Annotated in this window: 23 protein-coding genes; 10 read left to right on the top strand and 13 right to left on the bottom strand. The window is 58.6% G+C overall.

Annotated elements, in window-relative coordinates:
* Positions 1 to 104: 104 nt before the first annotated feature.
* From chrA to arsH, 3 genes are read right to left on the bottom strand one after another with little or no spacing between them, the layout of a single operon-like run.
* Positions 105 to 1,307, bottom strand: a complete 1,203-nt coding sequence (gene chrA / locus ACZK29_RS00850) for a chromate efflux transporter (RefSeq protein WP_072167335.1) — start codon at positions 1,305 to 1,307, stop codon at positions 105 to 107.
* Positions 1,308 to 1,361: 54 nt separating this feature from the next.
* Positions 1,362 to 1,781, bottom strand: a complete 420-nt coding sequence (arsC, locus tag ACZK29_RS00845) for an arsenate reductase (glutaredoxin) (protein ID WP_005420861.1) — start codon at positions 1,779 to 1,781, stop codon at positions 1,362 to 1,364.
* A complete protein-coding gene (gene arsH / locus ACZK29_RS00840) occupies positions 1,778 to 2,518 on the bottom strand; it encodes an arsenical resistance protein ArsH (RefSeq protein WP_031269347.1) in 741 nt (246 codons plus the stop codon). Before arsH ends, arsC begins: the two co-directional genes overlap by 4 nt.
* 39 nt (positions 2,519 to 2,557) lie before the next feature.
* On the opposite strand from arsH, the gene ACZK29_RS00835 reads away from it, so the two are divergent.
* From ACZK29_RS00835 to ACZK29_RS00820, 4 genes are read left to right on the top strand one after another with little or no spacing between them, the layout of a single operon-like run.
* Positions 2,558 to 2,872, top strand: a complete 315-nt coding sequence (locus tag ACZK29_RS00835) for an ArsR/SmtB family transcription factor (protein ID WP_005420865.1) — start codon at positions 2,558 to 2,560, stop codon at positions 2,870 to 2,872.
* Between the two features lie 25 nt (positions 2,873 to 2,897).
* Positions 2,898 to 3,389, top strand: a complete 492-nt coding sequence (locus ACZK29_RS00830) for an arsenate reductase ArsC (RefSeq protein ID WP_021202114.1) — start codon at positions 2,898 to 2,900, stop codon at positions 3,387 to 3,389.
* 20 nt (positions 3,390 to 3,409) lie between these two features.
* Positions 3,410 to 4,468, top strand: coding sequence for an ACR3 family arsenite efflux transporter (arsB, locus tag ACZK29_RS00825; RefSeq protein ID WP_005420869.1), 1,059 nt, complete (start codon positions 3,410 to 3,412; stop codon positions 4,466 to 4,468).
* 33 nt (positions 4,469 to 4,501) lie between these two features.
* Entirely contained in the window at positions 4,502 to 5,587 is a 1,086-nt protein-coding gene (locus ACZK29_RS00820; protein ID WP_021202115.1) for an ArsO family NAD(P)H-dependent flavin-containing monooxygenase, read from the top strand.
* On the opposite strand, the gene ACZK29_RS00815 is transcribed toward ACZK29_RS00820, so the two are convergent.
* From ACZK29_RS00815 to ACZK29_RS00795, 5 genes are all read right to left on the bottom strand, one after another.
* Complete coding sequence (locus tag ACZK29_RS00815; protein WP_072167338.1) at positions 5,548 to 6,081, bottom strand: arsenate reductase ArsC; 534 nt, start codon at positions 6,079 to 6,081, stop codon at positions 5,548 to 5,550. The genes ACZK29_RS00820 and ACZK29_RS00815 overlap by 40 nt on opposite strands.
* Positions 6,082 to 6,192: 111 nt before the next feature.
* Complete coding sequence (locus ACZK29_RS00810) at positions 6,193 to 7,671, bottom strand: SulP family inorganic anion transporter (protein ID WP_005420874.1); 1,479 nt, start codon at positions 7,669 to 7,671, stop codon at positions 6,193 to 6,195.
* Between the two features lie 352 nt (positions 7,672 to 8,023).
* On the bottom strand, positions 8,024 to 9,184 hold the full coding sequence (locus ACZK29_RS00805) for an IS30 family transposase (protein WP_279747852.1): 1,161 nt from the start codon (positions 9,182 to 9,184) through the stop codon (positions 8,024 to 8,026).
* A gap of 140 nt (positions 9,185 to 9,324) precedes the next feature.
* Positions 9,325 to 10,044 carry a hypothetical protein gene (locus ACZK29_RS00800; RefSeq protein WP_478446535.1) on the bottom strand — a complete coding sequence of 240 codons (720 nt, stop codon included), beginning with the start codon at positions 10,042 to 10,044 and terminating at the stop codon, positions 9,325 to 9,327.
* Positions 10,045 to 10,119: 75 nt separating this feature from the next.
* A complete protein-coding gene (locus tag ACZK29_RS00795; RefSeq protein WP_072167339.1) occupies positions 10,120 to 10,416 on the bottom strand; it encodes a hypothetical protein in 297 nt (98 codons plus the stop codon).
* Between the two features lie 491 nt (positions 10,417 to 10,907).
* Between ACZK29_RS00795 and ACZK29_RS00790 the strand changes: the two genes are divergently transcribed.
* From ACZK29_RS00790 to ACZK29_RS00780, 3 genes are all read left to right on the top strand, one after another.
* Positions 10,908 to 11,621 carry a DUF3800 domain-containing protein gene (locus ACZK29_RS00790; protein WP_021202118.1) on the top strand — a complete coding sequence of 238 codons (714 nt, stop codon included), beginning with the start codon at positions 10,908 to 10,910 and terminating at the stop codon, positions 11,619 to 11,621.
* A gap of 322 nt (positions 11,622 to 11,943) precedes the next feature.
* Positions 11,944 to 12,723, top strand: coding sequence for a hypothetical protein (locus ACZK29_RS00785; RefSeq protein WP_134970394.1), 780 nt, complete (start codon positions 11,944 to 11,946; stop codon positions 12,721 to 12,723).
* Between the two features lie 196 nt (positions 12,724 to 12,919).
* The gene (locus ACZK29_RS00780) at positions 12,920 to 13,648 is read left to right on the top strand and encodes a hypothetical protein (protein WP_021202120.1); all 729 of its coding nucleotides are present in this window, start codon (positions 12,920 to 12,922) and stop codon (positions 13,646 to 13,648) included.
* Between the two features lie 164 nt (positions 13,649 to 13,812).
* On the opposite strand, the gene ACZK29_RS00775 is transcribed toward ACZK29_RS00780, so the two are convergent.
* From ACZK29_RS00775 to ACZK29_RS00760, 4 genes are all read right to left on the bottom strand, one after another.
* Positions 13,813 to 14,070 (bottom strand): hypothetical protein, encoded by a 258-nt coding sequence (locus ACZK29_RS00775; RefSeq protein WP_031269352.1) that lies wholly within the window; start codon positions 14,068 to 14,070, stop codon positions 13,813 to 13,815.
* 91 nt (positions 14,071 to 14,161) lie between these two features.
* Positions 14,162 to 14,587 carry a hypothetical protein gene (locus ACZK29_RS00770; protein WP_152525780.1) on the bottom strand — a complete coding sequence of 142 codons (426 nt, stop codon included), beginning with the start codon at positions 14,585 to 14,587 and terminating at the stop codon, positions 14,162 to 14,164.
* A gap of 281 nt (positions 14,588 to 14,868) precedes the next feature.
* Entirely contained in the window at positions 14,869 to 15,138 is a 270-nt protein-coding gene (locus ACZK29_RS00765) for a hypothetical protein (protein WP_134970386.1), read from the bottom strand.
* Positions 15,139 to 15,361: 223 nt separating this feature from the next.
* Complete coding sequence (locus ACZK29_RS00760; RefSeq protein WP_005420881.1) at positions 15,362 to 15,646, bottom strand: helix-turn-helix domain-containing protein; 285 nt, start codon at positions 15,644 to 15,646, stop codon at positions 15,362 to 15,364.
* A gap of 523 nt (positions 15,647 to 16,169) precedes the next feature.
* On the opposite strand from ACZK29_RS00760, the gene ACZK29_RS00755 reads away from it, so the two are divergent.
* Together ACZK29_RS00755 and ACZK29_RS00750 are read left to right on the top strand one after the other, a co-directional pair.
* The gene (locus ACZK29_RS00755; protein ID WP_005420884.1) at positions 16,170 to 16,640 is read left to right on the top strand and encodes an NIF family HAD-type phosphatase; all 471 of its coding nucleotides are present in this window, start codon (positions 16,170 to 16,172) and stop codon (positions 16,638 to 16,640) included.
* Between the two features lie 37 nt (positions 16,641 to 16,677).
* Positions 16,678 to 17,133 carry a hypothetical protein gene (locus tag ACZK29_RS00750; protein WP_005420886.1) on the top strand — a complete coding sequence of 152 codons (456 nt, stop codon included), beginning with the start codon at positions 16,678 to 16,680 and terminating at the stop codon, positions 17,131 to 17,133.
* A 405-nt stretch (positions 17,134 to 17,538) separates the two neighbouring features.
* On the opposite strand, the gene ACZK29_RS00745 is transcribed toward ACZK29_RS00750, so the two are convergent.
* Complete coding sequence (locus ACZK29_RS00745; RefSeq protein ID WP_021204010.1) at positions 17,539 to 17,931, bottom strand: hypothetical protein; 393 nt, start codon at positions 17,929 to 17,931, stop codon at positions 17,539 to 17,541.
* A 267-nt stretch (positions 17,932 to 18,198) separates the two neighbouring features.
* On the opposite strand from ACZK29_RS00745, the gene ACZK29_RS00740 reads away from it, so the two are divergent.
* Positions 18,199 to 18,507: a hypothetical protein gene (locus ACZK29_RS00740; RefSeq protein WP_005420891.1), complete on the top strand. Its 309-nt coding sequence runs from the start codon at positions 18,199 to 18,201 to the stop codon at positions 18,505 to 18,507.
* Positions 18,508 to 18,536 lie beyond the last annotated feature (29 nt).

Raw genomic sequence — 18,536 nt, 5'->3', positions numbered from 1 at the left:
GCGTCCTGCGAATCGACTTGACCGAGGGATTGTGAATGACCGCTGCTGGCCAGAAGCAGACGTTATGTTGTGCTGCAGAGGCGCGCCTGATTGACCTGGCGGCGTTACCGTGGCAGGGCCCAGGTCGTCATGGCAGCCAGCAACACAACCAGGATCGGCGGTGTACGCGCGAGGGCCAGTAGCCCGAACGCAACCAGCGCCATCGCTGCATCCCATCGGTCATGGATCGCACTCGTCCACACCGGGTCGTACAACGCAGCCAGCAGGATCCCAACCACCCCGGTGTTGACGCCAGCAATCGAAGCTTGCAAAGCCTTTCGGTGGCGCAGGGCCTCCCAGAACGGCAGCGCCCCCACGAGCACAAGAAAGGCTGGCAGGAAAATGACTGCCAATAGCACAAGGCCTCCAAGCCAGCCACCCAGCGGTCCCTCGGCCAGGGCTCCCAAGTACGCCGCAAAAGTGAAGAGAGGGCCTGGCACCGCCTGCGCCGCACCGTACCCAGCGAGCAGATCCGCGGTGGTCACCGTGCCACTTTGGACAACCCCAGTCTGCAGCAACGGCAGTACGACATGGCCGCCGCCAAAGACCAAAGCACCAGCACGGTACGTACCCTCCAACAGCACAGCCAACGGGGAGCCACTAGCTACCACCCACACAGGCAGCAGAACAAGCGGCAGCACCAACAGCATCAGCGCTACCGTGCCCGTTCTTCGCGAGACGGGATAGCTGCAAGCTAAATGGCCCTGGGCAGGCTCGATTTTCAGCGCCCAGCGACCGAGCAGGCCGCTGCAGATGATCACCACCATCTGGCCGAAGACCGAGGGTAGTGCCAGCGTCAATACGGCGGCGACGAGCGCCATCCCTGCCCTCAGACGGTCCGGGCATAGGGTCCGGGCCATTCCCCATACCGCCTGAGCCACCACGGCAACTGCAACGATCTTCAGGCCATGCAGCCAACCGGATTCGAGGATGCCTTGGTATCGAGCAACGCCAAATGCGAACAGGATCATCAGTACGGCCGATGGCAGGGTAAAACCTGCCCAGGCGGCTAGCAGGCCAAGCCAGCCGGCGCGAGCCAAGCCCAGCGCCATCCCAACCTGGCTGCTGGCTGGGCCTGGCAGGAACTGGCACAAGGCCACCAGATCCGAGTAGCTACGGTCCGTCAGCCACCGGCGGCGCTCGACAAACTCGAGGCGGAAGTAGCTCAGATGGGCGATCGGGCCGCCGAACGAGGTCAGTCCCAGTCGTAGGAACACCATGAAGACACGCCACGCACTTTCGCTTTTTGCGGGATGGAGCGTCGGCATGAGGCAGGATCTCCTGTTGTTCTCAAAGGCGGCCAGCCCGGCCCAGCACCCAGACTAGGTCGCCGGGCTTCCCCTGTGCTCGGCCACCAACTCTCCATCTTCCTTCCGGAATGGTCCGGGAAGCTTCGGCAGGATATCCAGCACCAGTTCGGAAGGCCGGCACAGGCGCGTGCCATTATCGGTTTGCACGAAAGGACGATTGATGAGTATTGGGTGCGCCAGCATGGCATCAAGCAACGCGTCGTCGCTCAGTGCCGCATCGCCCAATGCTAGCTCGTCATAAGGAGTGCCCTTCTGCCGGATGGCGTCGCGCACGCTCAAGCCCGCGGCCCTGATGAGGTCGACCAGGCGCGCGCGGCTGGGCGGGTGGGCCAGGTAGTCGATCACTTCCGGCTCGATCCCGGCGAAGCGGATCATCGCCAGAGTGTTGCGCGAGGTGCCGCACTTGGGGTTGTGGTAGATGACCGCGTTCACGCACTTTCCTCCTCGTTAAAAACAGTTTCCACCACCCCTGCAGCGGCCGCCAGCGCCGCCGCCTCGATGGCCCCCTTGCGCTCGCTGTAACGGTCCACCAGGTAGTCGCTGCGCCCACGCACCAGCAGGGTGAACTTGACCAGTTCCTCCATGACGTCCACCACGCGATCGTAGTACGCCGAAGGCTTCATTCGACCTTCGTCGTCGAACTCCTGCCAGGCCTTGGCGACCGAGGACTGGTTGGGGATCGTCACCATCCGCATCCACCGGCCGAGCACACGCAGCGCGTTGACGACGTTGAACGACTGCGAACCGCCGCAGACCTGCATCACGGCCAGCGTGCGGCCTTGGGTGGGGCGCACGCTGCCCTCTTCCAGTGGCAGCCAGTCGATCTGGTTCTTGAATACCGCGGTAAGGGTGCCATGGCGTTCCGGGCTGACCCACACGTGGCCCTCCGACCACAGCGAGGCCTGGCGCAGCTCCTGCACCTTTGGGTGGGTGGCTGGCACCGAGTCAAGCATCGGCAGCTCGTGTGGATCGAACAGGCGGGTTTCCGCCCCGAGCTTTTCCAGCAGCCGCTGCGCCTCCAGCGCCAGCTTGCGGCTGAACGACTGAGGCCGCAGCGAGCCGTACAGGATCAGGATGCGCGGGCGGTGCGGCCGCGCGGCCGGGTCGTTGAGCTTGGTGGCCGTCGGGATGTCTAAGGCACCTGGGACCACGTTGGGGATCTGCTGCACGGGGTTGTCCTGCGATATCGATTCCATTATTCTAGAATTATGGAACATAACACTGCAACCCACGCTCTTGCTGCCCTGGGCCACGCCACCCGCCTGTCGATCTTCCGCCTGCTGGTACAGGCCGGCAGCGGCGGCAAGCTGGCCGGTGACATTGCCCAGACGCTCTGCTTGCCTGGCGCCACGCTCTCCTTCCACCTGAAGGAACTGCTGGCTGCGGGACTGATCAGCGCCGAGCAACGTGGCCGGACCATCTGCTACCGGGCCGAGTTCGTGGCAATGAACGAGCTGGTGGCCTACCTCACTGAAAACTGCTGTGCCGACGAACAGGCCTGTGAACGCCCCGCAGGCTGCTGACCAACCCACCTTAGAGATCGCTCAGATGACCCGTCGCGTCCTGTTCTTGTGTACCGGTAATTCCGCTCGCAGTGTGTTGGCCGAATCGACCCTGAAAAAGTGGGGCCAAGACCGCTACGAGTCCTTCAGCGCCGGCAGCCAGCCGGCCGGCCGTGTCAACCCGTTTGCCATTGCTCAGTTGCAGCGCGAGGGTTTCCCGGTGGACGGCCTTCGCAGCAAGTCGTGGAACGAGTTCGCCGAAGCGGATGCCGCGCCGATGGATCTGATCGTCACCGTCTGCGACAGCGCGGCGGTCGAGGCATGCCCGGTAGTGTTCGGCGACTTTGTACGGGTGCACTGGGGCCTGTTCGATCCGGCCGGCGTTGAAGGCTCGGACGGAGAGAAAGCCGAAGCCTTTGATCGCGCGCACCAGATCATCAAGGCGCGCCTGAGGGCCTTCCTGGAGATCTCCGACAGCGCCTGGGATGACTGCGAGGCCCTCAAGGCCCGGCTCGACCCGATCGCACAGATCAACTGACCGTCCTTCCGGAAATCCCCATGACCACTGATACCTCCCGCCTGTCCTTCCTGGACCGGTATCTCACGCTCTGGATCTTCGCCGCCATGGCGCTCGGCGTTGGTATGGGGGCGTTGTTCGAGGGTGTGCCCAGCGCGTTGAACAGCCTCTCCATAGGGTCGACCAACATCCCGATCGCGATTGGTCTGATCCTGATGATGTATCCGCCGCTGGCCAAGGTGAAGTACGAGGAACTGCCGCGGGTCTTCGCCGACAAACGGGTACTGATGCTCTCGCTGCTGCAGAACTGGATCGTCGGTCCGTTCCTGATGTTCGGCCTGGCCGTGCTGTTCCTGCGCGATTACCCCGAGTACATGACCGGCCTGATCCTGATCGGGCTGGCACGCTGCATCGCCATGGTGCTGGTCTGGAATCAGCTTGCCCGTGGTGACGGCCAGTACGTCGCTGGGCTGGTGGCATTCAACTCGATCTTCCAGATTGCGCTGTTCAGCGTCTACGCGTGGTTCTTCCTGTCTTGGTTGCCGCCGGTGTTCGGTCTGCAGGGCAGCGTCATCGATGTCAGTTTCTGGACCATCGCCGAGGCTGTTCTGATCTACCTTGGTATCCCGTTCCTGGCGGGCTTCCTCACCCGCCGATGGTTGAAGGCGCGCAAGGGCGTGCAATGGTATGAAGAGACGTTCCTGCCCGCCATCAGCCCGGTAACCCTCGCCGCACTGCTGTTTACCATCGTGGCGATGTTCAGCCTGAAGGGCGGCGATGTGCTGAGGATTCCGATGGACGCGGTACGCATCGCGATCCCGCTGACGTTGTACTTCATCATCCAGTTCGTCATCAGTTTCTTCATGGGCAAGCTGATCGCCAAAGACTACCCCCGCACCACCGCGATCGCGTTCACCGCAGCAGGCAACAACTTCGAACTGGCCATCGCCGTGGCGATCGCGGCGTTCGGGCTGGCTTCCCCGGTAGCCTTCGCGGCTGTTATCGGCCCGCTGGTGGAAGTGCCCGTGCTGATTCTGCTGGTCCACGTCGCCCTGCGCCTGGGCAAAAGCTACTTTCCTGCCGATGCACGGAGCCGCTGAACCGCCTAGGTGCTGCAGCATGAGGAAGTCCCGATGGAAAGCGTCGATGTCGTGGTGATCGGAGGTGGCCAGGCGGGTCTTTCGGCTGGCTACTTTCTGCGTCGCAGCGGGCTGTCCTATGTGATTCTTGATGCCGAAACGTCACCTGGCGGGGCGTGGCAGCATGCGTGGAAATCCCTGCATCTGTTCTCGCCGGCGGGCTGGAGCTCGATTCCCGGTTGGCCGATGCCTGCTACCCGGGAACCGTACCCGTCGCAGGCGGAAGTGCTCGACTACCTCGCGCGCTACGAGCATAAGTATGCGCTGCCTGTCATCCGTCCCGTGCAGGTGAAACGCATCAGCCGCTCGGGGAGCCGGCTGCGGGTGGAAGCAGATGACGGCCGGCAGTGGCAGACACGTGCAGTGATCAGCGCCACGGGTACGTGGCGGCATCCCTGCACGCCCGGATATGAAGGTCTGGACGCTTTCGGCGGCGTGCAGCTGCACTCGGCCCACTACAGCCATCCCGAACCCTTCGCCGGAATGCGCGTGGCCATCATCGGCAGCGGCAACTCAGGCGCACAGATTCTGGCCGAGGTCTCCAAGGTGGCCAAGACCACGTGGATCACCCAGCGGGAGCCAGCCTTCCTGGCCGACGATGTCGACGGGCGCGTTCTGTTCGCACGCGCAACCGAGAAGTGGAGGGCTCAGCAGGAAGGACGCGAGCCGGATATTCAGCGGGATGGTTTTGGCGACATCGTGATGGTGCCGCCGGTGGTGGACGCACGGCGCCGCGGTGTACTGGTCTCCATGCCGCCACCCGTCCGTTTCACCGCCACCGGCATGCAGTGGGCAGATGGCAGCGAACGCAACTTCGACGCGATGATCTGGTGCACCGGCTTCCGGCCGGTATTGTCGCACCTGGAAGGACTGGGCATTGTCAACGCTCGTGGTCGGATCGACGTGGATGACACCCAGGTTCGGTCGGTCGCAGCGCCATCGGTTTGGCTGCTTGGCTATGGCGACTGGAATGGCGCAGCATCGGCCACGCTGATCGGGGTGACCCGATACGCGCGCGAGGCAGTAAGGCAGATCAGCGACTACATCGGGGAGGCTTCTCCGGTGTTATCTGGCGCGTGAGCCTCGGCGCCATTGCCCAGCGCCCGCACCTGCGATTGCAGGGCCATGCGGTCCAGCGCTTCAGGCTTAAGCGCCAACAGCAATCCGAGACGGTGCTGGAGCTGGTGAAGCGTGCTCAGGAACGCCTTATGGACCTGATCAGCACTGCCCTGCACTGCGGCCGGGTCGGGGATGCCCCAGTGGGCGGTAGCCGGGTGGCCTGGCCACACGGGACACGCTTCACCCGCGGCACGATCGCACACCGTTACGATGAGATCCATCTGCGGTGCTTCCGGACCTGCGAATGCATCCCACGGCTTGCTCGACAGCCCGGCAACGTCGAAGCCAATCTCCGAGAGCACCTGCAGGGCCACCGGATGAACTACGCCCTTGGGATGACTGCCCGCACTGTAAGCGCGGATACGTTCGCGCCCTAAATGGCTGGCCAGTGCCTCGGCAAGAATGCTGCGCGCCGAGTTGCCTGTGCAAAGGAACAGAACATTCAGGGGACGCATGTCATCGCAACCATTTATCTAGAATAATCGAAGTATTGCCTTGCCATATGTCAACTCGATGACTGCCGAAAAGGAAGCGGGCACCCCTCGGTGCCCGCTTCGCTCATCTGTTCAATGGCCCGACGACCGTGTGGCGCCTGGCGTACGATGCTTTCCCAAGCGGTCTACCAAGGTCTCACTTGCATCGTTGAGACCGAACACCTCAACGGTCGCGCCGTGCTCGCGCAGCTTCATCACTACCCGGTCGAGCGCATCAACGGCGGTCACGTCCCAGAAGTGGGCGTCCTTCAGATCGATGATGACCTCCTTGGGGACATCCAGATAGCTGAAGCTACTCACGAACTGTCCAGAAGACGCAAAGAACACCTGCCCCTTCACAACGTAGACGCGCGAGTCGGTCTCGACCTGGGTGTCGTCGATGATCAGCATCTTGCCGACCTTGCGGGTGAAGAACACCGCCGACAGGATCACGCCTGTCAACACGCCTTTGGCGAGGTCGTGGGTAGCCACGGTCACGATGACCGTGCCAATCATCACGACCGAAGAGCTCTTGGGATGAATGGCCAGCTCGCGCAGCGAGCGCCAGCTGAAGGTGCCGATGCTGACCATGATCATCACTGCGACCAGTGCGGCCATTGGAATCTGACTCACCAGGTTTGACCCATAAACAACCAGAAGGAGCAAAACCACGCCGGCCACAAGGCACGAGAGACGGCCCCGGCCACCGGAAGTGATGTTGATCACCGACTGGCCGATCATTGCACAGCCTGCCATGCCCCCAAAGAAGCCCGTTACGGTGTTAGCCAAGCCTTGGCCCGCACATTCGCGATTCTTCTGGCTCGGGGTATCGGTCATGTCTTCGACGATCTGCGCGGTCATCAGCGATTCCAACAAGCCAACGACCGCCAAAGTCGCCGAAACCGGCAGCAGGATCTGGAGTGTTTCCCAGGTGAATGGCACATCCGGAATCAGGAACGACGGCAGGCTGTCAGGCAGCGCCCCCATGTCGCCTACGGTGCGTACCTGGAAGCCGAAATACATGGAAGCGGCCGTGAGAACCACGATCGCCACCAATGCCGAAGGAACGGCTTTGGTCAGCAGCGGCAGCAGGTAGATGATTGCCAGACCCACAGCACAGATCGCATACACCATCCACGGCATGCCGATGAGCTCGGGAAGCTGCGCCATGAAAATGAGAATCGCCAGTGCATTCACAAATCCGGTCACCACCGAGCGCGACACAAAGCGCATCAGCGAGCCCAACCGCAGGGCGCCGGCCAGCATCTGCAGGACGCCGGCCAGGATGGTGGCGGCAAACAGATACTGAATGCCGTGCTCGCGCACCAGCGTGACCATCACCAACGCCATGGCGCCGGTCGCAGCCGAGATCATGCCAGGGCGGCCACCGGCGATGGCGGTGATGACGGCGATGCAGAACGAGGCATACAAACCTACCTTTGGGTCGACGCCGGCGATGATGGAAAACGCGATTGCCTCAGGAATCAGGGCTAGCGCAACGACAATGCCCGACAGCAGGTCACCACGGATGTTACCGAGCCATTGCTGGCGCAGGGGATAAATTGCAGACATAGAAAATGATCTCCGCGCACAGCCGTGCGCGCCAAACGAAAGAAACAGGCACCCTTCCAGACCTATGTGTCTGGATCGCTTCTTCAATCAAGCGTCAGGGTGGAGTCATCGCTAGCCGATCCGTTAGGTATTTGACGGTCTATTGTAGACCGGCATGGCGCCTGAGGGGAAACCCGCCATCGCGGTCGCCTCGGTGCACTCTCAAGGGTAGCTTCCCAGATCCCAAGATCATTTCGCAGGCGAAGTCGACAAGCTGGTAGGCAGTTGATCAGATTGAATTGAGCTCTGACCGAATCGCCAAAGAAGAGGTGGACATTCGCCGCGGGGCCTATGTCCGCTATCGGCCTTGGATTCAACCGATCGACGCAACGGTTCGTCGGTATCGCTCGACGGGTGTTTCGTAGCCTAACGTCTTGCGGGGCCGCTCGTTCAGTTGGCGGGCAACTGCATCAAGCTGAGCTTGAGAGATATTGGCAAGGCTGACGCCCTTAGGGAAGTACTGTCGCAGTAGTCCGTTGGTGTTCTCATTGGTGCCGCGTTGCCAGGGATGGTGTGGGTCGCAGAAGTAGACTTGGATGTCGGTGGCGAGCGTAAAGCGGCGATGCGCCGCCATCTCTTTGCCGCGATCCCAAGTCAGAGATCGGTACAGTTCCCGAGGCAGGCGGCGGGCACTTTTGATCAGCGCATTCACCACGGTCTCAGAGTCCTTTCCGTCAACTTTGACCAGCATGACGTAACGGGTTTTGCGCTCCACGAGCGTCGCAATCTGGCTATCGCGGTCACCAAATAGCAGGTCGCCCTCCCAGTGGCCAGGTACTGCCCGGTCCTCAACCGAAGGCGGACGCTCACTGATGGAGATCGTGTCTTTGATCCTGCCGTGATCAGCTGTTTTATGTGTGTGATGCCGTGAGCGGCGCATGGCACGAGTCCGCCGTAGGTGCGCCAACAGCTCCTGCTTCAGGGCTCCTCGGGACTGGATGTAGAGCGTTCGGTAGATTGTCTCGTGAGACACCTGGCGGCTCGTATCTTCAGGATTGGTGCGTTTCAACCAACCGGACACCTGCTGTGGTGACCATTGCTGCTTCAGCTTTGCTGCCACTCTCATCGCAAGCGCTCGATGCAAGCCGAGCTTACAGAGCTTGGGGCGTCGCGCACGCTGCCAGGCACGCTGATCAGCCAGATTCGCTCGATAGCCATTGACCCCATCGTTGCGGTGTAGCTCGCGACTTATGGTCGACGGGGCCCGTCCGAGCGAGCTCGCAATGGCACGCATGGACTTCCCAACAGCCACACCCCGGGAGATTTCTTCACGCTCCGCCAAGCTTAATACGCGCTCTGATCGGCGGCGTGGGACTGGCTGGATACCTCCGGACTCGGACAGAACCGAGCGAACCGAGCTATGGTGACGGTCAAATAGAGTTGCAATCTTGTGCAGCGATTCGCCTCGTCGCCATCGCTCCCACATCAGAGCCTTCTGGGCGTCGCTGTAGTAGATCCTTGGCCTGCGCTCCATCTGCAACACTCCTGCTGCCGGTAAGCAGTCTTCAGTGTGTTGCGTCGACCGGTTGAATCCAAGGCCAGAAGCGGACGTGGACCAATGCAATCAAGTCGCGCGGCGTACGCGCCGGTTCGAGTGAATTGTTGTCCCGCGCTCTAGTCGTTCCCGGACTGATACTTCTTGTTTGCACCCGCAGCAGTGAAGACAACAATATTTGCAAGCCGGTTAACTTCATCTCGCAGCTGAGCAATCTTGTCCGGCGGGTCACCCGCTTCGATGGCATGTCTTTTTGTGACCATTGCACGCACCAAGAACTCGCCGGCGGGCTCTGCCGCGTTCTTGAACTTGCTAGGGCGGCTAGGCCGCCTCACCATTGCCTGGGCAAATCGACCCTTTAGTATGTAGAGGAGGAACAGCGTGGCCTCCTCGAAGATCGCCCTGGGATTATTTCTATTTGCCAATGGAGTTTTGAACTCGTGAAGCATTTCAAGCTCCAGTGCGTCAGGAACCTGGCGGGGAGGCACCAGCTCTTCTGGCGCCGCCAACTGTCGGCAGCGATCGGCGATTCGTGGGGTGTTAAAGCTAATGTCCTCAGCTAGGTGCGCGAACTCGTTTCTGACCTTAGCTACAAGTGAGAGACGCATTCTCTCTGAGTCGTCAATCAGTCCAAGCATGAAGGCAATCTTGACCCGGCCCATGTAAGACCCAAGCTCCTGTCCAGGTGCAAAAACGTCAAGTCCGGGAGGGTGGTCCTCGACCATGACAGCCGCAAGAAGCGTGCGGAGTGCGTCATCGATGACCGCGGCCGCGACAATTGCCGCGGCTCGGTCACTGGCACCGGCAAACTCTGCATCTAAGACTTCAAGAGGAGTCATGTGTGTTCTGCCTTCTAATGCCTGAGCTAAGCCGGCGCGCGAAGCGACGTCGGCATCAATTAACGGTAAGCCGCCTCATGTCGTTGCGGCACCCCATGCCCAATTCTCACCGACTGCGACAAAGATCTCAGAATTGAATCTGCGGGCTGCGAAAGCAGCCTTAACCTTATTACGAACATAGTCGCGCACTTCGCCAGAACTGCTGCCCTTGAATGCCCCCATCGCAGAGGTAGTTGGAATGACTACGTCCCCACCATTATCTGACGTTTGCACTCTTCTTAGTCCCATCTCTTCGAGGTCAGCATATGCATTCTTGTAGTCCTGGCTGCTCGCGTTCTTGAGGTCGAAAGTGCAGAAAGCTAAATAGCTCATTGGCAATACCTCCGTGTTGTTTGCTATTCCGCCTTAATTATCCAACAACCTGGTCCCTGGCTCCGTGCGACCAATCTGTAGTGCACCGAATGATCGACTAGCCCTTGATCCAGCTTGATCTTAGGGTAGGTAGGCCCGGCTAACAAGCCCTGATCACAATATGCGGATACGTCTTCGATGACCGCTCTCGGTCGCATCACGCCCCACGGCCAGAAGGGGTAAGCAGATTGACTGGCATTAGCCCTGTGCGGAGCCTTCGAGCGTATTCTAGGCTGTACACGCGATTCGTCCTGACACTGCAGCCTGAACTATACGTGCTGCGGCCTTTCCACAGACTTAGTATGCCTGTTGTATGAGAGCGGCATGTGCTGATGCCTAAAGGACGAAGTGAAAGAAGATGTGGCATGAGAGAAGATGCTGCCTGACAGAGTAACTATCCTGAGGATTCGACGCATCTCGAGCTGGCCGCATTGATCAATTGGGGGAATTCTATGCGCCTTGTGTTCTTCGATGAGACAAAAAACGATCAGCAGTACCCCTCGTATCACATCGGCGCAGTAGTGATCGAGGACACACATCTTCTAGAGGTTGAGGGCATCGTCAATGCTCTCGCAACGGACGTATTTGGCAATGCGCATCTGTCTCAAGACACCGAGTTCCATGCGGCGGAGATCTATCATCGCAAGAAGAACTTTAAGGATTGGGGCAGCTTCGATCTTCGAATTGATGTGCTGCGAAGGCTTGTTGGCATTCTCAGTCTCGATTGCGTACATCTAATTGACATACAGATCAATTGCGATCTGTTGACGGAGAACCAAAGCGCTGAGGACATCGCGTTCATGTTCCTCTGCGAGCGCTCAAATGACTTCATGCGAAAGCATAAGGATCTCGGTATGCTCATCGGAGATCGTGAGAGTGACAAAGGCGCAGCCAGACATGCTGGATCTCTCTCTCATTACAAAGCGAAAGGCACCGGCTTTGCTTTCGGTCGTGAGATTCGGAACCTTGTCGATTCCGTTCACTTTACGCATTCACATCTCAGTCGATTCCTTCAGCTTGCTGATGTATACGTTTGGCTCCAGCAGTTCCGTGTTAGGAATCGAGGGTCGACGAATCCCCGGCATCAAGCCGTGCTCTCCCTGCTCAAGGAGGAGAACGTGAATCTGTTTGCGAGCAAGTACAAAGAGTGGCCGAAGCGGGATTGAGTTGCTAATCTCACACGATTTCTGAGGCCTCCTGAGCTTCCCGAACATCGAAGACCCACTATCAGCTTGCTATTGCGGCTCCTACTGGCCGAAAGGGAACTTTAGCACTGCAGGCACGCCGCGTCCGACCAAGTGTCCGCTTCCGGCCAGAAGCAGACTCTAGGGGGAACTCCAAGCAATCGTATGGCATCATCATGCCGACTGAGCTGACGCGGACGAGCTGATCGAGATCGGCCGGGACGGTGTACTGGACTAAGCACGCTCACGCGATTCGATCACCCAAATTAGTGTCGATCAGTTCTGCTACGAGGTAGGTTCCTGGATGAAATCGTTGTTGCAGTGCGTTGAGTGCACCAAGTCGGGCAGCGTCCAACCGTACCTGTTTGTAGGCGACTACTACGATGGACACACGGTCGAGGCCACATGTCCGCTCGGCCACGCAGCATTCTCCATCGTCCAGAACCCAAAGTTCGAAACGCTGCTGACCGCTGCCGCAGACGCATTGATCCATGATCAGACGCTTCAAGCTGTCGCATGCCTGGCTGCGTCGCGCGAGCGACTTTTCGAGCTTGCGATCCGTGTCTTCGCCCGGTCCAGCGGTGTTGATCCGGGCAACTTCGAGGCTTCGTGGAAGGAGGTGGCCTCGCAGTCTGAGCGGCAGTTCGGTGCTTTCTTGTTTCTCTATCTTGCTGCGACCGGAAAGCCCTACGAGTTCGACAAGAAACTGGCTACTGCCCGGAACGCGGCGCTCCACAAAGGCGAGATTCCAACGACAGGCGAAGCATTCGATTACGCAGGCAAGGTCTACCAAGAGATCTCGAACTTGGCGAACTACCTGCGGACTGATCACAAAGAGTCGCTGCGTGCCGTGCTCCACGAAGAGAACATGCGTAAAGCCGGCCGAGCTCCCAAGGGTGTTCCAGTAGGAACCATTGCACTCTTCAGCATCTACCGAATCGAGGCAGAAGAGAACAGGGCAAATTTCAAGGAAGCGTTCGATCAGTACAGAGACTGGTTGCCCGCGCTACCGGAAGTTGCGGAATCGACACAAAAGGCTTCTGGCGTGCATACGACAAGGAGTCATCCGCCGCACTCCGAGTAGAACCTTGCTTCCATGGTTCGCTGAGGCGGGATCCGCTTCGTACCCATTCCGATTCATGTGACGTCACATGATTGGACGTTAATTGAGCACTTCGGAGTGTTTCGGTTCGGAGGCACGTATTTTCGACAAGGCATACTACAGATACTATTTGGCAACAGGCATACTTGATTCACCTCAGTAACCTTCTCACTCGCACATGTCGAGCTTTCTCAACCCTGACGTTTTGCGGCTCTTCTTCGGCCCCCATTTCGACGTGGATGTCGCCATGGACGCGGTCATGCGGTACCAAGGCGTGAATGTCCTCAAAGGCGAACTTCGTGATTCAGCGACCACAGGTGTCCCGCACACGGGTATCCGGCTTGTCGGCCATCACGACGTGGACACCGGGTCTTCGATTTTCACTTTGATGCTGGAGCCCGGTCATATGAGCGGGGTCAGTTTTTTCGCTGAAAGCAAACATCGCTTGTTCGGAGGCAGCATACTGGTGTGCGTGCCCCTGCTTTACTGCTCGACGGAGTACACACCTACCGGTGATCACATCGTCTATCGGCATACCTACAAACGGCCACTGTTCACTCAAGAAGAGCTTGAGAGAATCAAAAAGAGTGGAACTGCAGAAGAGCAAGTTAAGGCGTTTGTTTTCACCAAAAGCCGTATCGGCTACGAGACGATCAAAGGCATGAGCTATGTCGGCCGATCTCGGCGCTCGTGGCAGCAAAGATACATGGAGCACGTTGAAGAAGCGCTGGAAAAGAACTCGAGCCGCCGCTTTCACGAGGCTATGCGGGGGATGCAGGGCCAGAACGTGATCTGTGTGCACGACATCTCGGCTTATGGGATCCCTGAGGCCTCAGCCAAAATGATCGAAAGGCAACTGATCAAGACTTCCACGTTGTATCCGATGGGACTAAATATGCGGATCTAGACCCGTGAGAATTCATCCGCAACGTCACCTTTCTGGTGGCAGGAAATCGACCACTGGCGCAGTGTCCGCTTCCGGCCAGGAGCGGACACTCAACGGCTGAATAAAGCCGACTTGACAGCGCGAGCGGGCAAGTTCGGTTTGAATTAATTGTTAGACCCCACGCCTCAGAGAAGAAGCTGAGCCTGTAGATTTGACCGACTAACGTCGTGGTTCTGCACAAACACTTCTTCTTCGGTTTGTTGCGTGACGTTCCGGTACATCTCGTGACCGAGTCCGTAGCGGTCTGTCCAAGTGATCTCATCCCCCACTTCTAGAGACCAATCGGACAAGAGTTCAATGATGGTAAACCCGCCATCCTCTGTAGCTATTGCCACCATCCCACGGCGTGGATTGATAGCAGCCACCTTTCCTCGACTGCGCATAGATTTCTCCTGCGGGGTCAAACGCCTGAATTAAGCCGGCCCGCGAAGCGGGTTCGGCTTGAATGAATTGTTAGGTTGCACCACACGCAACCTAAAGGAAATCGCTGCTCGGGTTGGCGATGGCCAACGCAGCATAGTCGAGGGCCTTGATTTTTCCTGAAGCGTCTTTGCCGTAGTTCTCGGGCTTGCGATCTGTGAGATAGCTAGGGATGCGATGCGAGCTGAGATCGCCCGGATCGAGCGGCGCAAGGCGCTCCATGATCAAGAACTTGCCCGACCAGCTCCAGGAAAATAGCTTAGCCAACTCGCCGGTGTCTTTGAACTGGCTATACACCAGTATTTCCATCCAGTTAGAAAAGTTAGATTGGCCGCTAGATACTTTAAGAACTTTGTCTGGATGGCCTGCAATTTCGTACACATCACGGCCGGTGCCGCGCCCGATGCGGCCAGGCGAATCAAGCCATAACGACTCGAACAGAGAGTCGGGCGAGGTGTGCCGAGGAATATCAATAGTCAAGAGCGCTCCTTGGGTACGTCATGCTGCTAAATGCCTCATGTGCAACCTAACTACCTAATAGCCGGATCCCTGGGTCCGGTTATACGACTTATCCACACAGCGCACCTTAGGGTGGGCTATCCCCTTGGTACGACTCGATCTTAGGCCGGCTCGGTCCGGCTAACAAGCCGATGTATAACCGGATCCAGCAGGATGCAGCCCCCCCCCCCCCGCCGCCGGATGTCCGCTTTGGTCGGATGCCGCCATGGCGAGATGACTACTCAGGGGGCCCGCCTATGAGGTCAGACGCGGACATAGGTCCAGGACTTGAGGCCCAGGCGCTTAGCCCAAGTCTTGGCCGTCGCCTTGTCGCCGGCGCCGAGTAGACGCGTTCGATCCAACTGATCGATGAGCTGCCACTTGCCCTCGCTGCCTTGTTCTGCCGGCTCATCGAAGCAATAGAACTGCATCACATCCTGAGTCGTGGCCAAGTAGTAATCAGCTGTAATTGCCTTTGGTTTTCCATCAGCTCCGAGGCTAGTGTTGTACGAAATGGTTGGCTGACGCGGCATAGGCCGTACCTTGCGGATGTGACGTTGCTAACAACGATACCGGGAGGAGACACCCGCCACCACATGCAGGCCCTCTGTACCCCCAACTACTGTAGGCTATCGAATAGCTATGCACTAAAGCCCAAAACACCTTCGCGAGAAGTTTGAGCCTCTGCCGAATTGGACGTGGGCAAGAGACGGCTACGCTCGCGTCATGGGAGGCTACCAGGTGCCTCTCCTGACTCTAGGACGCTCGCCTGCGTAGCCGTTTAGCCTTCAGCATGGCCATTGGGCTAACGGTTGGGACAGGGACGAGAAAACTCAGCTGTTGCTCCAAGCCCAACGCTTTAAGGGTTGAGATCAGCGTGTGGACAGTTGATCCTTGCCCGCTCTCCAGTTGCACCAATGCCCTGCGAGAGATCCCTGCTTTGTCGGACAACGCTGCTTGCGACACATTGGCCAGAAGGCGGCGCGCCCTGATCCGCTTTCCTAGGGCCTCGGCAATTTCCTCAGGGGACTGGATTGGCATGTGACTCATTTGCGCGCAAATGTGCTCATTAGGGGTGTCTTCTCCCGTTGTGCGCGGAAAAGCGCGCAACTCTGGCACTTCCATAACTCATCGTAATGACGCGAAATCTCCCGCAGAATAGAAGCCTATATAAACAGATCCTACATACCTGCAGGTATCATGCGCACAACTGGCACCAGACTGCGCTCAATTGCTGGGATATATCATTGCCGCGGCCGGACCAACAAAGATGTTCGTCGTTGGCATTCTGGAGCAACTGATCGTCGTCAGTCAGCTGCAGCTACCTTGCGCGAACCGCTCGGAACTGCGCCACGGCCGCAGGCAGAACTTAGCAATGTCGACGACTGGATGAGAATAGCAACGATGCCCGCAAACTTGTGGCTCCTGCGATACACCTGTTCGCTGTGCGCGCCAAGCTCGCGCCGGGAGACGCACTCCCGTGCCTACGAGTAGGCTCACACGATAGACAGCGATCAGCCAGGAGAGCAAGGTTGGGCGCTCGCACCAACAATAGAGGCAGCATATGAAGCCGACGATCTTGGCACTTGACCTTGAGGGAACGCTCATCTCAAACGCAATCAGCCAGATTCCCAGGCCCGGACTCTACCGGTTCCTTGAGGAAGTCCAGGCGCTGTTTGATCAGCTGACGATGTTCACAACAGTTCCCGAAGATCGCTTTCGCAGCATCGCCGCGCTGTTGGCTCGCGAAGGCAGTACCCCGGCCTGGTTCGTGGAGCTGCCCTACATCAGGTGGTCGGGAAAGACGAAAGACCTACGTCTCGCCTCGCCAAATCTGGGCGAGGCAATACTACTCGATGATCACGGCCCTTATGTCCATCCTGGGCAGGAGCACCTTTGGGTCCAGGTCCCGTTGTTCGGTTCTCCCTATTCATCAGACGATGATGGCCTCAACCTGGTACTCCACCGTTTGCTTGATCGCACCCGTAATGCAGACGCTGACTTGCGCCCCCTAGCCCGGAGCGGAGACGCGTAGCCATGCGCAATCCATCTTTGGTTCAGCTCAGGCTCGCATGACTCGCTTCGCGCCCCCACGAGAGATCCTAGATTCCGCCGCAGCAAGGCGCGAAAGTCTCGCCTCACAGTGGTTCAGTGCAGCACAGGTCAATGCCGGGCTAGACTTGAAGCTCGGCAGCGGCTGCCACAGTGCAAGCGAGTTGCGACGTCAGGGGAAGCTGCTGGGCGTGTATGTCACGCAACCCGTCGGCAGCTACCGCTACCCGACCTGGCAGTTCCGCCCAGATGGCCAGCCCTTTGAGCGATTAGTCGAGATCCTAGCAGTGTTGCGGGACTTTGGTCCTTTCCAGCGTGAGCCGGATGGTCTGCGTCGCAGTACCGGTTGGGGCGAGGCCGAGTGGTTCTTGTCGCCGCACGCGTTGCTTTTGGGCGCGGCACCGGCCGCGATGCTGAGTGTAGACCCAGCCCGCGTGTTGTATGCAGTGCACTGCGAGTTCGAAGAGGATGTCTGAGAGTGGCCTTACCGAGATGACTCAACGCTAGCGTCTACCCGACATCCTTCAATTGAAACTGAGTCTGGCAGTGCGGAACTAGTTGAGAGCGAATACGCGGAAGCCTACAGTCTGGCGGCTTGCAGGCCTCCAGCAATCCATGGCTATGCTCACCTGATGACGATGCAGCAGCCGCCAACCGCCGGGACAGAGGCTCAGCCAAGTTTCTGCGACGCGTACATCGAGGACAATCGTAGGGTGAATGTCTAAGCTTCCCCTTAGTTGAATCCAGGTCCATTGCAAGAACAGCGACTCTTATTCATCCCCCGTGATCTCATACGACGGAGACTGATGGGTCCAGGTCTGCATAAACCCGGTCAACCTCATCGACTTGTTACGCGGCCCAAGGTGAATGGCACCCCTTGTCTAGCTGATGGCGTCCTGCCCGTCCAAGTAAGATCGCACATCCCTAAGTTCGCTCAAGCCTCCGCGGCAAAGAAACTCCAGTACGGTGTTCCCAGCAAACATGGGTGCCATGTTCGGCCGCCTTATCCAGCCATCCGCCTGAATGGAGTCCGGCAGAAGGATATGAAGAGCTTTGTAGATGCCAAGTAGATAGCTAATCCGTATCAATACGTCGTCATCGATATGCTCGTAATCGCCTCGCACCCATGCCTCGTAAGAAGCATCAGGGGGACCTCCAAGCAACGTTCTCTGCTGGAGTCCCGACAGATCCCACCTCGCAGCGAGTTTGAAGAAGGCTCTTAATGCCGAGCCTGAAAGCTCTTCGCGACTGAGCTGATCTGTAGGGATGCTCATCATGTGCTCATCTACCAATCGACTTCTCTTAGAAGCACATCGTCGTGTGCCAAAACCCCACACCTACCAACGCGCCGTCATCCCATTCAACGGCCAGCAGCATGCCCATCCTATCGCAATCCACGAACTGCATCTCGTGCTGCGTTTTCTGACATGGCAACCGCTGTAGCGGTATGCATATCAGATTATCTGATACGTAATCAGATAATTTGTACACCACAAATATGAGAATGTGCTCTCTGTTTGCAATATGAAGGAGAGTGAGTGATGCTCGCCTACATGGTGCCCTTGTCGATACAAACGCTCGCACTTCGCGCAACGACTCCTGACCAGCTCGCCGAGCAGGTGGCGGAGGAGTACGGGCTCTATGTCCGGCTCTCAGAAGTCTGGATGCTGCTTGGCTACAACAGCATCGGCGCGGCCAGGCGTGCGGCATATGACAACCGACTGGGTGTAGCGACCTCAACCATCCCTGGGAGGAAGGGCCGCATGATCCGCTCCAGAGATCTCGCGCAATGGCTGTTCACCGCAGCGCGCAGCGCGGAGACCGTCAGCAATCCGCAGGCCACTCAATGATCCCAATCTTCCCATGGAGGACCTCCAGG

The sequence above is a fragment of the Stenotrophomonas sp. 89682_Sma genome (assembly GCF_056481405.1).
The sequence above is the reverse complement of the archived record's forward strand: the minus strand, read 5'-3'. Positions and strand labels throughout refer to the sequence as shown.

Coding starts and splice junctions, on each gene's coding strand:
- chrA (WP_072167335.1), bottom strand. CDS start 1,307: ATGCCGACGCTCCATCCCGCAAAAAGCGAAAGTGCGTGGCGTGTCTTC.
- ACZK29_RS00835 (WP_005420865.1), top strand. CDS start 2,558: ATGGAACATAACACTGCAACCCACGCTCTTGCTGCCCTGGGCCACGCC.
- ACZK29_RS00830 (WP_021202114.1), top strand. CDS start 2,898: ATGACCCGTCGCGTCCTGTTCTTGTGTACCGGTAATTCCGCTCGCAGT.
- arsB (WP_005420869.1), top strand. CDS start 3,410: ATGACCACTGATACCTCCCGCCTGTCCTTCCTGGACCGGTATCTCACG.
- ACZK29_RS00820 (WP_021202115.1), top strand. CDS start 4,502: ATGGAAAGCGTCGATGTCGTGGTGATCGGAGGTGGCCAGGCGGGTCTT.
- ACZK29_RS00815 (WP_072167338.1), bottom strand. CDS start 6,081: ATGCGTCCCCTGAATGTTCTGTTCCTTTGCACAGGCAACTCGGCGCGC.
- ACZK29_RS00810 (WP_005420874.1), bottom strand. CDS start 7,671: ATGTCTGCAATTTATCCCCTGCGCCAGCAATGGCTCGGTAACATCCGT.
- ACZK29_RS00805 (WP_279747852.1), bottom strand. CDS start 9,184: ATGGAGCGCAGGCCAAGGATCTACTACAGCGACGCCCAGAAGGCTCTG.
- ACZK29_RS00800 (WP_478446535.1), bottom strand. CDS start 10,044: ATGACTCCTCTTGAAGTCTTAGATGCAGAGTTTGCCGGTGCCAGTGAC.
- ACZK29_RS00795 (WP_072167339.1), bottom strand. CDS start 10,416: ATGAGCTATTTAGCTTTCTGCACTTTCGACCTCAAGAACGCGAGCAGC.
- ACZK29_RS00790 (WP_021202118.1), top strand. CDS start 10,908: ATGCGCCTTGTGTTCTTCGATGAGACAAAAAACGATCAGCAGTACCCC.
- ACZK29_RS00785 (WP_134970394.1), top strand. CDS start 11,944: ATGAAATCGTTGTTGCAGTGCGTTGAGTGCACCAAGTCGGGCAGCGTC.
- ACZK29_RS00780 (WP_021202120.1), top strand. CDS start 12,920: ATGTCGAGCTTTCTCAACCCTGACGTTTTGCGGCTCTTCTTCGGCCCC.
- ACZK29_RS00775 (WP_031269352.1), bottom strand. CDS start 14,070: ATGCGCAGTCGAGGAAAGGTGGCTGCTATCAATCCACGCCGTGGGATG.
- ACZK29_RS00765 (WP_134970386.1), bottom strand. CDS start 15,138: ATGCCGCGTCAGCCAACCATTTCGTACAACACTAGCCTCGGAGCTGAT.
- ACZK29_RS00760 (WP_005420881.1), bottom strand. CDS start 15,646: ATGCCAATCCAGTCCCCTGAGGAAATTGCCGAGGCCCTAGGAAAGCGG.
- ACZK29_RS00755 (WP_005420884.1), top strand. CDS start 16,170: ATGAAGCCGACGATCTTGGCACTTGACCTTGAGGGAACGCTCATCTCA.
- ACZK29_RS00750 (WP_005420886.1), top strand. CDS start 16,678: ATGACTCGCTTCGCGCCCCCACGAGAGATCCTAGATTCCGCCGCAGCA.
- ACZK29_RS00745 (WP_021204010.1), bottom strand. CDS start 17,931: ATGAGCATCCCTACAGATCAGCTCAGTCGCGAAGAGCTTTCAGGCTCG.
- ACZK29_RS00740 (WP_005420891.1), top strand. CDS start 18,199: ATGCTCGCCTACATGGTGCCCTTGTCGATACAAACGCTCGCACTTCGC.